Source organism: Enterococcus sp. AZ188, assembly GCF_050544075.1.
Classification (GTDB): Bacteria; Bacillota; Bacilli; order Lactobacillales; family Enterococcaceae; genus Enterococcus_D; species Enterococcus_D entomosocium.
Genome location: NZ_CP172943.1, coordinates 2,002,555 through 2,016,939, shown reverse-complemented (window position 1 = coordinate 2,016,939; position 14,385 = coordinate 2,002,555). Strand labels below are relative to the sequence as shown.

Here is a 14,385-nt window from a genome sequence, read left to right as displayed (position 1 = left end):
TTCTTTATCTGAGCATGATTCGGTTATAGCCCTTAAAACTTCATTTGAAGCACTTCTAACAGATGGCTTAAGTTTTCAGTTGGTGAACCATGGCTTCATAACTCCAAAATGAATTAGTCTCATTGCTAGTCTACTAGTTATCTATAGATCGATTTTGCTAAAGCGAATGATTATTTGTTAAATAAAAGTGATTTCTGAAAGAAGAAAGGGGACCATGTAGTGCTAAAAAGTTTGTTATTTATATTTTCGGCGATATTTTTCTTTCCAACAGTAGAGGCTGCGGCTGATGAGGTTTCCGAAACGTTGATTTTTGATTTGAACACGATTGACTTTAAGGACGAACACTATTATTTGTTGAAAACCACACAAGATCTTCAGCTGACCGTCGATAGCAACGGCAGTGAAGGTGCTTTTGGCGTAGAGATCACAGCTGTCGGGAAGGCATTTTCAGCAGAACTAAACAGCGTGAACGGTTCGGAAGAGAAAATCATTCAGATTGAGGATACTGATGAAGCATCAATGATTCTTAACGTAGCTGCAACATTGAACATAAAGGAATATCTTGATTCCAACTCTGAGTACTACCTATCAGTCACTTTTACAGCAATTGATGATTCAGAGACCTTTACGAAAGATATAAAAATGAATCAGACGGATGAGGAAAAAGAAGAGATATCGGATGAGAATTTAATGACTGAAGACCAAGACGATGAAAAGCAAGAAGACAATGGCATCGAAGATGATTCTGAGAGCCAAAAGGAAGAAGCAGAATCTATTTACGACGAGCAAGCAAACTTGGAAGAAGACTCGCTTGATAAGGATTCTACCAAACTAGAAGATTCAATCAGTGATGTTGAGGATGAGGCTGGTACTGAGTTTTTTTTAGGGAAGAAAAGCCAATGTGAGACAGCAACATTTTTTTCAAAAGAAATGATCATTGAAAAAAATATGTTTAGATTTATATTAGGAAAAACCGCTTATTTGATATGAGCAGTTTTTCTTGTCTCACTTCTTCTATTTCTTCCTAAAGAGGAAACCATGGAGAGAAGATACGCAACATTTCTTTAAAAAGGAATCTCTCAATAATTGATGACCAATGGAATAAGTAGAAGCAGAACAAAAGAGAGGAACTAGCCCTCTCTTTTTCTTTTTGATTTTAAAATGTAGATGACTGCAGTTGCTAGCGCTGCAATGAGAACAAAGATGATCCAGATAAGGATTTGATTATTTGTCTGAACGTTGGCAGCGTTCGTTGGACGGTTCTCTTTTTTGAAGTTATCCAAGTCCTCTTTCTCATAAGAAAAAGTAGTGGTGATCGCTTTTCTAGTTGTTTCTATTGTTAAACGGTATTCGCCTTCAATAAGCTCACTATCGTCTATTAAAGGAATCTGCATTCTTGATTTGGTTAACGGCGTTAAAAGAACGGAATCTGCTAACTCTCCAGAGGCAATTGTTTCTCCATTTGGGTTTATTAGTTCGTAGAGCGCATTGTTTAAGTTGCCTAAAATAGGATTATAGTTGAGGGCATAAAATTGAAGGTTTATCGTGTCCTGAAGAGCAACAAATGAGAAATCTTGATAAATAATATCTTGAATATCCTCATATTTGCTAAAAATTAAGTTGATAAAAATGATAGACTCGTAGGCAGACGCAATACTAATAGAATCTTCAGCTGTTTGAACACCTAATATTTGCTTAAAATTAATTCCACCCATTACAGTACCTTCAAGCTCTATGTCGTCTGGAACATTTATGGTAATGCTGACACCAACAGATTCATTAGGAGCAATTTCTATTTGATTCTCTTCGTCTATAGCTTCTGAAGCGATAGTAACATAATTTGAAAAGTCATATTTATCATCGAGAAGGTTCTCTGTATTCGAAGTGTACAAAATAGAGGATTCTCTTGAAATAGCAGTTGAAGCAAAGGGAGTGACCACTATTGATGAATCACCAGCTCCGATGTTTTCCAATTTAATTTCAAATGTATACTTTTTATCAACGTCAGAAGGAAGAGTAATAGTATTTCTTGATGTCTCATATTCGGTATCGCTAAGCGATAGTTTTAAAGTATTCGTTGTCTCATTCGCTGTTGCAATACTTATATTTATATTTGCGATTATTGTCAATATGAGGAAGAACACAGAAACTCTTAGAAAGGAGTCTCTGTGTTTTGATATTTTATCCATATGTTATCCTTTTTAAGAATTAAAGGTCTTGGCCATTGTCTAAGTCAGTAGTATCTGATGCAGTAACTGTGATAGTGGGTGTGCCATCTAGCAAAGCAGTTTGACGATTGAATGTGAAAGTTGTATCTACGCTGGTAGCTACTGATTGGGAAATAGCTTCTGCTTCAACGGCAACATCACCATTTTCGGTGATAACGATTCCTTCAGAATCAGAAGAAACTGTAATTGTAACTTTATTAACTGAACGAGTTAAGTTTGTTAATGTTCCGCCAACGTTTTCAATAGTTCCTGTCATTGTTCCGTTGACAAATAATGCTGGACTTATTTCGAACGTTTCGTTTAAATTCATATCATTAAATGCAAAACTAGATGTTCCTTCTGTTATAGTAACAGCAAATGGAACAGAGGGAACCTCTGGCATAGCAACATCTGCTGACGCAGTGATTCCTCCTACTAGTAGTAAAGATGTTGCCAATGTAGTACCCAAAATAACTTTTTTCATAATAAAACCTCACTTTAATTTTTGCAGATGATTTACTGCTTAAATAAAGTATACAATGATGATGTATTAAGTTATTATCCGTTTTTGCGCTATTTTTAATGAAAAAGTAGAAAGTATTTTATTAATCTGATTTTTTATGAAATAATTTAATCAAATTTTCTAGTAGTCAAGTGATGTTGATTATCAAGTCCACATATTTTTCTGTGTAGCAATTGTCCGTGCGGTAATGATTTATATGAAAATAATTTTGTTGCAATGTTACAATTTGGCTAATATTTTAAGTCAAGATCTTCTCAGAGTTGAAAGAATTGTCGTTCCAACTAGGATTCGACCTAGCAAAGTAATTATATTGTTATTCGTAGTCTCTGAGAATTTGCTCTGAATCAGTCGCTGTCAGGGGAATCAGTTCTGAAGATTCATATCTGTTATTTCTTTCGTGAACATCTGCAATTCAGTAGAATACAATCTTCTATCATTTTTAAGATACTATTTATAGAAGTAGTTTTACGAGTATGAACTATTGCATAGGTGGGGATTGAACGTATTGTTCTATTTATGCATTTCTATTGAATGGGCAATCAAAGTCATAGATTTGAAAATTATCAATTAATGTTTTTATTCAATTTGTAATCTGTACCTATAAATCTTCTACCTTAACGGGACAGAGATATTAAAGGTTGCTTCAAGCTTAAAATTATAAATCCGTACTTGTTTCATTTTAAAAATATCTCAAAAAAATTAGCTGTTTAGAATTACTATCTCATTAATACTAGATTTTAGTAGGATTCATAATATTAGGAGAATATACAATAAGACTCTTTGAAGAAACCTTAGAGTTTTTTTGTCTCTTTTATTTTTATGAAGTTGCTACTCGTTTCTAATTAACAGGTCTTTTAGTCAGTAGAAAGAAAAATGAGGAACAATGATTATTTTATTTGTAGTTTTTTTGAAAAAAAGACGATAAAAATCGGCTGGTTCTTACTATATCCTTAATAGCAGAGGATCAAAGTTCTTTTAAGGAGTGAATCAAAATGCTGCAAACCAGAATAAATTTCAGTCGACAAAAGAATGCTACCATGTTGACTGTGCGCTTTTTCAGCAACAAGACGAATACGATTTTAGAGAGAAATTTAATTGTGGATCAAGAAGATGATCGCCAATCGGTTCTTGACTACTTAGCACAATCACTAGGGGAAATCAACATCTTGCAATACTCTTCGAAAAACGTTTTGTGTATCGCTGAACGTTCAAGGTTAGAAAAAGCAGGCGGCAGTCATCGATTGGAACATTTTTGGGGAGATGTGATCAGCTATATCGTTGAGTGCGTGGATAAATCTGGTGTTCATTATGATTTGCATGTCATTGGCAATGTTGATTCGGATGATGAAGAAATCATGCGGTCAATCAATCAAATGAGTGATGAATTGTCGATCATCAACATTTATGAATACAAAGATTGCTGGCTAAAAAGAGAAGATATTTTATTACAAGCTCTTTGAAATGAACTTGATTCCTCAAAGAAGTTTGTCCAGCTAGAAAATGATTTTACTCTCCAAGTCACTTACCAATCAATGAAAGAATACGAATTTTTTCTAAGTTTATGGAAACAGCTAATTCACAGGTTCTTTTTCATGGTTTCCAACACTTTTATGTTACAAAAAATAAGAATCGTTTCACAAGTTTTTCTCACCCGTACTGTTTTAAAGAAGAGGGGATTTTTCTGAAGTTTTTATTAAAATTGTCCGTTTAATGAAAAAAGAGGCTTGAATTTAAGTTTATTTTACTATAATTGGATACTGGGATACTTTTTAAATAAGGCGGGTAAAAAATTTTGGAGTATATAGAAAAATTGTATAGGTTTTATTTAACCAAAAAACAGGTAGATAAATTAACTGTTGTTAGAAATATCATTTTGGAGAAGCAGCTGTCTCTCGATAAAATATGTGAAACGACAAACAAATCTTTGTATCAGGTGAAAATATTGATCAATGAAATCGCCGAAGATATGAGAGAGTTTACGACTTTTGACGAGTCAATTTTTTTGCTGAAAAAGAGAACTGTTTATTTGTCACGAGAATTAAATGAAGAACAAAGCCTGCATATTTTTGTGAATCTAAAGAAAAAATATTTCTTAGAATCTCCTTATTATCGTCTATTATCCTATTTGTTAAGAAAAAGAAAGACCCGTATGGTGGACATCTCGGAAGAATTGATTTTTAGTATTTCTTATTGTTATAAATTGATCAGCTATCTTAAGAAAATGCTGGTTATCCAAAATGTTCCGATTACTATCAATAACAATACAGATTCCATTGATTTGACAGGGGCAGAGCCGTGTGTGAGGATGTACCATTATTTAGTTGAGATCATGGCTTGTAATGTATACATCAATCAGCGAACCCGTGCCAGCGTTGAATTAGCAGCTAAAGAATATGAGCCGTTAAAAACCACGAAAGTGAAGCACGACATTATGTTTTCAATCATTGAAAATGCGGTGTTGAGAGGCTATATTGTCAACGAGTTAGACGATGCTTCCATCACTATTTATGAGCAAATCAAGCAACTAGATGGGGAAAAGCAAGTGATCAAGCTGCTGCCGATCAGAAGTCAGCAAGATATTGAGAAAGAACAGATTTTTTATCATTTCTGGGTTTTTCTTTTCATACCTGAAACGATCTCGGATCAAGAAAAACTACTTTTGGGCCAAAAGCTGAGAAATCTTTTAGGAAATCCGCTGGTCGAATTTTCTGCCGATGTTGTAGCTGTCTTGTCGCAAAAGTATAATCTTTCTAAAGAGATCGAAGAATTCATTACCTATGAATTAGTGATGAATACATGGGGCTGTCTTCATCTCTTTTTGGATAGTTTTGTGTCTACTGAAGATTTGTCCTCTACGAACGAACGAGTATTAGAGGTGGAAGAGCTGATTGCAGCTGCCTTGCAGCGCCATTCGTTTGTAATAGAAAAAGAAGCCCTCTTCTTAAGGAAAATCGCTCAGATCACAGCGTCTTATTTACCTATCCAGGAAGAGGAACCGATTCGCATTGGTATTTCTCTTTTGAACCATCCAGAATATATTCCGGTCATTAAAAACAAACTGTTGAAAATTTACAATGAAAATGTGATTCACTTTAGTTCGAATTTAGGAGACTCAGATATATTGGTTTCTGATGGCGTGCTAATCCATAATGAGTCGCAGAAATTCACATTTTTTGGCAATGTTCATAGTACCAAGGATTGGCACAATCTAAATGTGATGATCCAGTCGATGATTTCTAATAAATATACTTAAAAAGAGAGCGTATGGCTCTCTTTTTTTACTTGAACATCAGGTGTCGTTGATCGAAGTACTAACCAAAAGAAGGAAGAGAGAAGACAAAAAAAGATATCTATAAAAGAGGGCTGCGACAGTCACCTTTTATAGATATTTTTTAAACCCATGATCAGGCAAAGCTAACGTGATGAGGATAGCGTTTTTTTGATGGAGATTTCCACCACTTCGGGCATTTGGATCACAGAGATCGTTGCAGGATCATAAGAGCCATCAGGTAATTTTTTCAAGAAGTAATTTTTGATTTCTTCAACTTCCGTCGGGCGAATAGTTCTTTTTTTATTGATCAGCAAAATTTCATTGTGGTTCGGCGCTGAGGTAAAGATCACGGTTGTATCTCCGGCTGTGTAAACCTTTACAAGTTCCGCGTCGGTATTTTCAAGTTGATTCAATACTAGTCGAGAATGGCTGTTCGTAACATTGATTAATTTCACCAGACTCACCTCACATTCTATGTATTTATTAATAACATTATAGGGCGTTTTTTTTCAAAAGAAAAGCCAGACAACTCGGAATTACCCAATTTTTTGGCAAAACATGGTTGTCTGGCAAAGGAAACGTTTCGTTACACGTTTTGGCAGCTTGTTACTCGTTTGTTCCCGATGCTTCTTCTTCAGAAGCCGGATTGGCTTCTTCAAGAGGTGCAGGGGACTCAGCGGAGGTCACGATGATTTTATCTGCATCTTCTAATTGTGCTTTTAGTTGATGTACTTGTGGATGCTCAAGATAAAATTCTGCAATGCCGTCTTCGATTTGATCTTGGATGGTTCTACGCAATGGGCGAGCCCCCATCGTTGCACTGTAACCAAGATCCACCAATTTTTCTTGCACGTCTTGTGGAACGTCGATATGCAGTTTTTGTTGGTTAAGGGTTTGATTGACTTCATGCAGCATGAGAGACACAATCGATAACAAGTTTTCCTTGCTTAAAGCTTTAAATTCGATGATGCCGTCAAAGCGGTTGAGAAACTCTGGTGTAAAGTAATTATTCAATTGATTCAAAACGGAACGAGTGATACCTTCACGCGCCGCACCAAAGCCAACGTTAGCTTCAACTTTGCCGGTTCCGGCATTACTTGTCATGATGATCAAGGTGTCCTTAAAGCTGACGGTACGTCCTTGAGCATCGGTCAAGCGACCATCATCGAGAATTTGCAAGAACATATGCAATACATCAGGATGGGCTTTTTCTACTTCATCTAATAGAATCAAGCTGTAAGGATTCCGACGAACCTTTTCAGTCAATTGACCTGCTTCTTCATAGCCAACATAGCCTGGAGGAGAACCAATCAATTTGGATACACTGTGTTTCTCCATGTATTCTGACATGTCGAAACGAATCATTGATTCTTCAGAACCAAACATTTCATAAGCTAATTGTTTTGCTAATTCGGTTTTCCCGACACCGGTTGGACCGACGAATAGGAAAGAGCCGATCGGACGGTTTTGTTTGCCTAAACCGACCCGATTTCTGCGGATCGCTTTTGCAACTTTGTCGATTGCTTCGTCTTGACCAATAACTTTAGCTTTCAAGTCATCCGCAAGATTCCTCAACTGGGTTTGTTCTTTTTCTTTTAATTCCCCAACAGGGATATTTGTCCGTTCTTCAACGATTTGTTCCATGTCTTTTTCGGTGATGACTGGCGTTTCTTCTTCGCTGATTTGACGTTCTTTCATTTTTTGCAGCTTGTTGATTTGATCGCGATAGTAAGCAGCTTTTTCAAAATCTTCTTCTCGAGAGGCAGCTTGTTTTTGTTCTTCCGCTTCTTGTAATTTCTTTTCGATCGTTTTTGGATCAACGATTTGGATCGTCAAGTTTTTCTTCGAACCTGTTTCATCTAGCAGATCGATCGCTTTATCAGGCAAGAATCGGTCTTGAATGTAACGGTTAGAAAGGGTAGCGGCAGCTGCGATCGCTTCATCCGTATATTTCACATGATGATAATCTTCATAACGCGGTTGTAGGCCTTTTAAAATACGAATGGTTTCTTCCACAGAAGGTTCATCCACACGTACTGGTTGCAAACGCCGTTCTAAAGCGGCGTCTTTTTCGATAATGCGGTATTCATTTAACGTCGTTGCTCCGACCATTTGTAGTTCTCCACGGGCAAGAGCTGGTTTTAAGATGTTTCCAGCATCCATATTTCCGTCGCCGGCTGCACCAGCGCCAACGATTTCATGGACTTCATCGATAAACAAGATCACATTTTCCGCTTGCTTGATTTCTTCGATCAATTTTTGGATGCGTTCTTCAAATTGGCCACGAATACCTGTGCCTTGAACAAGCGACGCAACGTCCAAACGAATAACTTCTTTTTCCATCAATTTTTGTGGCACATCACCATCAACGATTTTTTGGGCTAACCCTTCAACGACGGCAGTTTTCCCAACCCCAGGTTCACCAATCAATACAGGATTATTTTTGGTTCGGCGATTAAGGATCTCGATCACGCGTTTGATTTCTGAATCACGACCGACCACTGGATCGACTTCACCATCACGAGCCATTTGAGTGATATTGATGCCATATTCTCCCAGCAGACCCGCAGGTGCTTGGTTATTGCGTGGTGGTTGCCCGCCAACAAAACCGTTACCGCCAGTTTGTGTCGGTGGGGTTTGTTCATAAGGGGTATTTCCTTGCTGCATTTGACGAGACATTTGACGGAATAAATCATCAAGATTGCCAAATCCAAAAGGATCTTGCGCCATTGCAGCTGTAGCATTCCCAGATTGTTCTTTTAATTTTTGGTAACAACTTTGACAATAATCGAGTTGTTTTCTTTGACCATTGACATTGGCATATAAATGAATTGAAGCTTCATTTTTGCCGCAATTTTGACAAAGCATAGATTCACGACCTTTCATATTTGTTCCAACAACCCTATTTTACGGCGCATTTGATTGCTTGTAAAAGAAAAGGGGCTGTGGGCAAAGTAACGGTCACCTTCAAGGTAATGTGATATTGACCTTTACTGACCATAATTCTATTATACTAACTTTTTGTCAGACTGCAAGAATTTTACCTTTAAAAATTTTCCCTTCGATTTCACTTATAGAAGCGGTCTTTTAAATAAAAAGTAATTCCTATATAATAGAAAGAAAGAGGTGAGAATAGACGTTGGAGAACAGAGATTTTGCTGCAGAAGTAGTACGTTTACGCAATGGAGAGATCCAAGAATTGATTGTCCAACAGCTGGAATTTCTGGCGTTTAGAGATGTCTGGCTCCAGTTGGAAGACCGGTCTTCTTTTGTCGGAGAAGCGGGGTTAAATGGGAAGATCATCTACCGTTACGTGCAAGAAAATAAATAGGACATTTATTTCAATCGTTTATTTAAGAGAAAACGGTTGTCTATCGAGGAAAAAAATGGTAATCTTAACAGTTGAAAGGGCGATTTTTTTCGGGTATCATTGCATGCATGGAAATTTTGCCTTCACACAAAAAAACGTATCATAAAGGAGATTGATCAATATGGAAAAGAAAGATTTTCACGTAGTTGCTGAGACAGGGATTCACGCACGTCCAGCTACATTATTGGTTCAAACAGCAAGCAAATTCAACTCTGATATCAACTTAGAGTACAAAGGTAAATCAGTAAACCTTAAATCAATCATGGGCGTAATGTCATTAGGTGTTGGCCAAGGTTCTGATGTAACTATCACTGCTGAAGGTGCTGACGAAGCAGATGCAATCGCTGCAATCGTAGAAACAATGAAAAAAGAAGGTTTGTCTGAATAATGGTTGAGATGCTAAAAGGAATTGCTGCTAGTGATGGTGTAGCCGTTGCGAAAGCCTACCTGTTAGTACAACCTGATTTATCTTTTTCAAAAGTATCAGTTGAAGATACTGCAGCAGAGGAAGCACGCTTAGATGATGCGTTAGCGAAGTCAACAGCGGAATTACAACAAATCCGCGACAAAGCAGCGCAAACTTTAGGTGAAGCAGAAGCACAAGTATTTGATGCTCATTTAATGGTTCTTTCAGATCCTGAGATGATCGGTCAAATCAAACAAAACGTGACAGATAACAAAGTCAATGCAGAAGCTGCATTGAAAGAAGTTACTGACATGTATATTGGTATGTTTGAAGCAATGGATGACAATGCTTACATGCAAGAACGTGCAGCTGACATCAAAGATGTTGCTAAACGTATCTTGGCGCATTTGTTGAATGTGACTTTGCCTAATCCTTCAATGATCAACGAAGAAGTAGTCGTTGTTGCGCATGACTTGACACCAAGTGATACCGCACAATTAGACCGCAACTTTGTTAAAGCTTTTGTAACAGATATCGGTGGACGTACTTCTCATTCCGCAATCATGGCACGTTCTCTTGAAATCCCAGCAATCGTTGGAACGATGGAGATCACTGCAAAAGTGAAAGCGGGCGACATCTTAGCTGTTAACGGCATTATCGGTGACGTTATCGTCAACCCGACAGATGACCAAGCGGCTGAATTTGTTGAAGCTGGGAAAGCCTACGCAGATCAAAAAGCAGAGTGGGAAAAATTAAAAGATGCTGAAACAGTTACGGCTGATGGTAAGCACTTTGAATTAGCTGCGAACATTGGTACACCAAAAGATTTAGAAGGTGTCCACAACAATGGTGCAGAAGCAGTCGGTTTATACCGTACTGAATTCTTGTACATGGATTCTCCTGATTTCCCAACAGAAGAAGACCAATATAAAGCGTATAAAGCAGTTCTAGAAGGAATGGCTGGAAAACCAGTGGTTGTCCGCACAATGGATATCGGTGGCGATAAAGAACTTCCTTACTTAAAATTGCCTCATGAAATGAATCCTTTCTTAGGCTATCGTGCATTGCGTATCAGCTTGTCTGAACTTGGGGACGACATGTTCCGTACCCAACTTCGTGCGTTGTTACGTGCTTCTGCTCATGGTAACTTACGTATTATGTTCCCAATGGTGGCAACATTGAAAGAGTTCCGTACAGCGAAGAAAATGTATGAAGAAGAGCGTCAAAAATTGATTGACGAAGGCGTTGAGATTTCTAACGAGATCCAAGTCGGAATCATGATCGAAATTCCAGCAGCAGCTGTCTTAGCAGACAAGTTTGCGAAGGAAGTTGACTTCTTCAGTATTGGTACTAATGACTTGATCCAATACACAATGGCTGCAGACCGCATGAATGAACGCGTGTCTTACTTGTACCAACCATACAACCCATCCATCTTACGCTTGATCAAAAACGTGATCGATTCAGCGCATGCTGAAGGCAAATGGGCTGGTATGTGTGGAGAAATGGCCGGCGATCAAACTGCTGTGCCACTTCTTGTAGGTATGGGCTTAGATGAGTTCTCAATGAGTGCAACATCTGTTCTGAAAACACGTAGCTTAATGAAACGTTTGTCAACCACTGACATGCAAGAATTAGCAAAACGTGCTTTAGAAGATTGCGATACAATGGAAGAAGTTGTAGAGTTAATCGAACAGTATGTAAAATAATCATTTCTAGGCAACAAGCAATTTTTGCTTGTTGCCTTTTTTTGTTTTAAGAAGACATTTTGTTTGATTTGACTTGCAACAACTTACTACTTTTTTCAGAAAACGAACAGTTTTGTCATATCTTGGAATTAAGCTATGATTCCCTGAGCTTTTCCCGTATCATGGTTAAATGGGGAACAAAATCTAGGACCATGGTAGGAGTATCTCTGCGATCGCCTATGGTATACTAATATCAGATATAAGCATTTCCAAGGAGGAATCATCTTTGAAAGTACTTCTTTATTTTGAAGGAGAAAAATTATTAGCTAAATCAGGTATCGGTCGCGCATTGGCCCATCAGCAACGAGCGCTGACATCTGTCGGGATTCCTTTTACTCTTGATAAAAATGATGAGGATTATGACATTCTTCACATCAACACGTATGGAATCAATAGTATGCATATGGTCAATAAAGCCAAAAGACAAGGAAAAAAAGTGATTTACCATGCCCATTCTACAGAAGAGGATTTTCGAAATTCATTTATAGGTTCAAATCAGCTTTCGCCATTATATAAAAAATATTTGATCAATCTTTATTCCAGAGCCGATCAATTGATCACCCCGACCCCTTATTCGAAAGAACTTTTGGAAGGGTATGGTATCCAAGTGCCGATCGAAGCGATCTCAAACGGGATCGATCTTGACAAATATCAGCCGGATCATGAGAAAGAAAAAGCCTTTCGTGAGTATTTTCAGCTTTTACCTGATCAAAAAGTCATTATATCGGTCGGTTTGTTTTTTGAACGAAAAGGCATTCTTGATTTTGTAGAGATAGCTAGACAATTGCCTGAATATACGTTTATCTGGTTTGGTCATACACCAATGATGACGATTCCTAAGCAGATCCGCGACCTTGTCAATGAAGACCATCCAGAAAATGTGCTGTTTCCCGGCTATATCAAAGGAGACATCATCGAAGGGGCATATTCAGCGGCTGATCTGTTCTTCTTTCCTTCCTATGAAGAAACAGAAGGGATCGTGGTCCTTGAGGCGTTAGCCAGCCACCAAAATGTGCTTGTTCGGGATATTCCAGTATATAAAGGGTGGCTAAGCAATGGGCACAATGCATACATGGAGAAAACCAATCAAGGGTTTATCGAGAAAATCAAAGGAATCGTAGATGGCACGTTGCCACAGTTAAGTGAAGCGGGTTATGAAACGGCCAAGCAAAAGAGTATTGATGAAATCGGATATGAGCTAAAAGAAGTTTATACAAAAGTGATGAATACGGAATAAAGAAACTAATGTAAAGTTTGGAGGTACCGTTTTGAAAATCGGATTTTTTACAGACACCTACTTCCCCCAGGTAAGTGGTGTGGCGACATCGATCAAGACATTGAAAGAAGAGCTTGAGAAAAAAGGCCATAAAGTGTATATCTTTACTACGACCGATCCCAATGCTGATCTGGACGAAGAAGATATCATTCGCATGCCAAGTGTCCCGTTTGTGTCCTTCAAAGATCGGCGAATCGTAGTGCGCGGCATGTTGTATGCCTATTTGATCGCCAAAGAGTTAGAGTTGGAATTGATCCATACCCATACCGAGTTTGGCTCTGGGATGTTAGGGAAAATGGTGGGGCGCAAATTGCAAATTCCTGTGATCCATACCTACCATACGATGTATGAAGACTACTTGCACTACATCGCCAATGGGAAGGTCTTACGGCCGTCTCACGTGAAATATCTTTCGCGGCTATTTGCCAACCACTCGACAGGTGTTGTTTGTCCAAGTGAACGAGTCATCGATACGCTGAGGGGGTATGGTGTGGTTTCACCGATGCGGATCATCCCCACAGGGATCGAAGTCGAGAAGTTTCGTCGACCGGACATTACATCTGAAATGAAAAAAGAATTGCGGGAGAAATTAGGCATCACTGAGGATCAACCCATGCTGCTTTCCCTCAGTCGTATTTCTTATGAAAAGAATATCCAAGCGATCATCGATGGGATGCCGGAAATTCTAACCAAGATTCCTGATGCGCAATTAGTGATCGTTGGGAAAGGTCCGCATAAAGAAAAATTAGAAGAAAAAGTGGTGGATATGGCGCTAACTGACCATGTTCAATTTGTCGGCGAAGTGGCGAATGATAAAGTGGCGATCTATTACCACGCTGCCGATTACTTCGTCAGTGCCTCCACTTCAGAAACACAAGGACTGACATACACGGAAGCAATGGCTGCTGGGACCCCATTAGTCGTGGAAGGCAATGATTACTTAAACACCTTGATCGATGATCCATCGTTAGGCGTCACCTTTGAGAGTGATCGGGATTTCGCAAAAGCATTTATTGATTATTATGAACAAAAGATTCCTGCTGATCCCGAAGTTCTTTCTAGGAAGATGTACGAGATCTCGGCATTACGCTTTGGTGAGTCGATGCTGTCTTTCTACCATGATATGGTTGCCTATTATGAAACCGAACGCATCGAGAAAGAAACCGAGCAGACGTTAGAAAAATTCAAAGTAAAATTAAAGGCATTTCGCCGAACGATCGATTAAACAGAAAATTTTCGCAAGTTCATGTTTTTAGCGTAAACAATAATTTTAGGTTAACTAAATGAAATATCCTTTAATATCAACGTTTCTATCAAATCTTTTTTGTGCAAATTTAAAGAAAAATCAAGTTTGGTTCTCAAAATGTTCTCACTAACCACAAATAACAGTAAAGCAAAGAGCGTTAACAATCATTATTGTTAATGCTTTTTGTTTTGCTTCTTTTAGTTGTTTTGGGATTTAATGAAATCAGATTAGTAAATATTTTAATTAATAACGTAGGGAAGAAATGCCACATTGAATATTTTGTTCACTACACCTAAAAATATTAGAAAGCGATGGATATAATTTGAAGTATTAATACT

12 protein-coding genes are annotated in these 14,385 nt (G+C 38.1%); 8 read left to right on the top strand and 4 right to left on the bottom strand.

Features of this window, described 5'->3' with window-relative positions:
- Positions 1 to 219: 219 nt before the first annotated feature.
- Positions 220 to 990: a hypothetical protein gene (locus tag IGI86_RS09480; RefSeq protein WP_061054249.1), complete on the top strand. Its 771-nt coding sequence runs from the start codon at positions 220 to 222 to the stop codon at positions 988 to 990.
- A gap of 140 nt (positions 991 to 1,130) precedes the next feature.
- On the opposite strand, the gene IGI86_RS09475 is transcribed toward IGI86_RS09480, so the two are convergent.
- Both IGI86_RS09475 and IGI86_RS09470 read right to left on the bottom strand, forming a co-directional pair.
- The gene (locus tag IGI86_RS09475; protein WP_139960293.1) at positions 1,131 to 2,189 is read right to left on the bottom strand and encodes a WxL protein peptidoglycan domain-containing protein; all 1,059 of its coding nucleotides are present in this window, start codon (positions 2,187 to 2,189) and stop codon (positions 1,131 to 1,133) included.
- Positions 2,190 to 2,208: 19 nt separating this feature from the next.
- Positions 2,209 to 2,691, bottom strand: a complete 483-nt coding sequence (locus IGI86_RS09470) for a hypothetical protein (protein WP_005235554.1) — start codon at positions 2,689 to 2,691, stop codon at positions 2,209 to 2,211.
- 1,031 nt (positions 2,692 to 3,722) lie between these two features.
- On the opposite strand from IGI86_RS09470, the gene IGI86_RS09465 reads away from it, so the two are divergent.
- Together IGI86_RS09465 and IGI86_RS09460 are read left to right on the top strand one after the other, a co-directional pair.
- Positions 3,723 to 4,190 (top strand): hypothetical protein, encoded by a 468-nt coding sequence (locus IGI86_RS09465; RefSeq protein ID WP_101699139.1) that lies wholly within the window; start codon positions 3,723 to 3,725, stop codon positions 4,188 to 4,190.
- Positions 4,191 to 4,663: 473 nt separating this feature from the next.
- A complete protein-coding gene (locus tag IGI86_RS09460) occupies positions 4,664 to 5,983 on the top strand; it encodes a helix-turn-helix domain-containing protein (RefSeq protein ID WP_223347168.1) in 1,320 nt (439 codons plus the stop codon).
- Between the two features lie 161 nt (positions 5,984 to 6,144).
- Here IGI86_RS09460 and IGI86_RS09455 read toward each other — a convergent pair whose 3' ends face one another.
- Complete coding sequence (locus IGI86_RS09455) at positions 6,145 to 6,456, bottom strand: DUF1827 family protein (protein ID WP_008378223.1); 312 nt, start codon at positions 6,454 to 6,456, stop codon at positions 6,145 to 6,147.
- A gap of 151 nt (positions 6,457 to 6,607) precedes the next feature.
- Complete coding sequence (locus tag IGI86_RS09450) at positions 6,608 to 8,869, bottom strand: ATP-dependent Clp protease ATP-binding subunit (protein WP_176462048.1); 2,262 nt, start codon at positions 8,867 to 8,869, stop codon at positions 6,608 to 6,610.
- A 271-nt stretch (positions 8,870 to 9,140) separates the two neighbouring features.
- On the opposite strand from IGI86_RS09450, the gene IGI86_RS09445 reads away from it, so the two are divergent.
- From IGI86_RS09445 to IGI86_RS09425, 5 genes are all read left to right on the top strand, one after another.
- On the top strand, positions 9,141 to 9,332 hold the full coding sequence (locus tag IGI86_RS09445) for a hypothetical protein (RefSeq protein WP_086373036.1): 192 nt from the start codon (positions 9,141 to 9,143) through the stop codon (positions 9,330 to 9,332).
- Positions 9,333 to 9,492: 160 nt separating this feature from the next.
- Complete coding sequence (locus tag IGI86_RS09440; protein WP_003126335.1) at positions 9,493 to 9,759, top strand: phosphocarrier protein HPr; 267 nt, start codon at positions 9,493 to 9,495, stop codon at positions 9,757 to 9,759.
- Positions 9,759 to 11,486 carry a phosphoenolpyruvate--protein phosphotransferase gene (ptsP, locus tag IGI86_RS09435; RefSeq protein WP_008378209.1) on the top strand — a complete coding sequence of 576 codons (1,728 nt, stop codon included), beginning with the start codon at positions 9,759 to 9,761 and terminating at the stop codon, positions 11,484 to 11,486. The genes IGI86_RS09440 and ptsP overlap by 1 nt, the downstream gene beginning before the upstream one ends.
- A gap of 265 nt (positions 11,487 to 11,751) precedes the next feature.
- Positions 11,752 to 12,762 (top strand): glycosyltransferase, encoded by a 1,011-nt coding sequence (locus tag IGI86_RS09430; protein WP_005235568.1) that lies wholly within the window; start codon positions 11,752 to 11,754, stop codon positions 12,760 to 12,762.
- 31 nt (positions 12,763 to 12,793) lie between these two features.
- Positions 12,794 to 14,026 carry a glycosyltransferase family 4 protein gene (locus IGI86_RS09425; RefSeq protein WP_005235570.1) on the top strand — a complete coding sequence of 411 codons (1,233 nt, stop codon included), beginning with the start codon at positions 12,794 to 12,796 and terminating at the stop codon, positions 14,024 to 14,026.
- Positions 14,027 to 14,385 lie beyond the last annotated feature (359 nt).

What these genes read in the sequence shown, in the direction of transcription:
- IGI86_RS09475 (WP_139960293.1), bottom strand. Translation starts at nt 2,189, where the DNA reads ATGGATAAAATATCAAAACACAGAGACTCCTTTCTAAGAGTTTCTGTG.
- IGI86_RS09470 (WP_005235554.1), bottom strand. Translation starts at nt 2,691, where the DNA reads ATGAAAAAAGTTATTTTGGGTACTACATTGGCAACATCTTTACTACTA.
- IGI86_RS09465 (WP_101699139.1), top strand. Translation starts at nt 3,723, where the DNA reads ATGCTGCAAACCAGAATAAATTTCAGTCGACAAAAGAATGCTACCATG.
- IGI86_RS09450 (WP_176462048.1), bottom strand. Translation starts at nt 8,869, where the DNA reads ATGCTTTGTCAAAATTGCGGCAAAAATGAAGCTTCAATTCATTTATAT.
- IGI86_RS09440 (WP_003126335.1), top strand. Translation starts at nt 9,493, where the DNA reads ATGGAAAAGAAAGATTTTCACGTAGTTGCTGAGACAGGGATTCACGCA.
- ptsP (WP_008378209.1), top strand. Translation starts at nt 9,759, where the DNA reads ATGGTTGAGATGCTAAAAGGAATTGCTGCTAGTGATGGTGTAGCCGTT.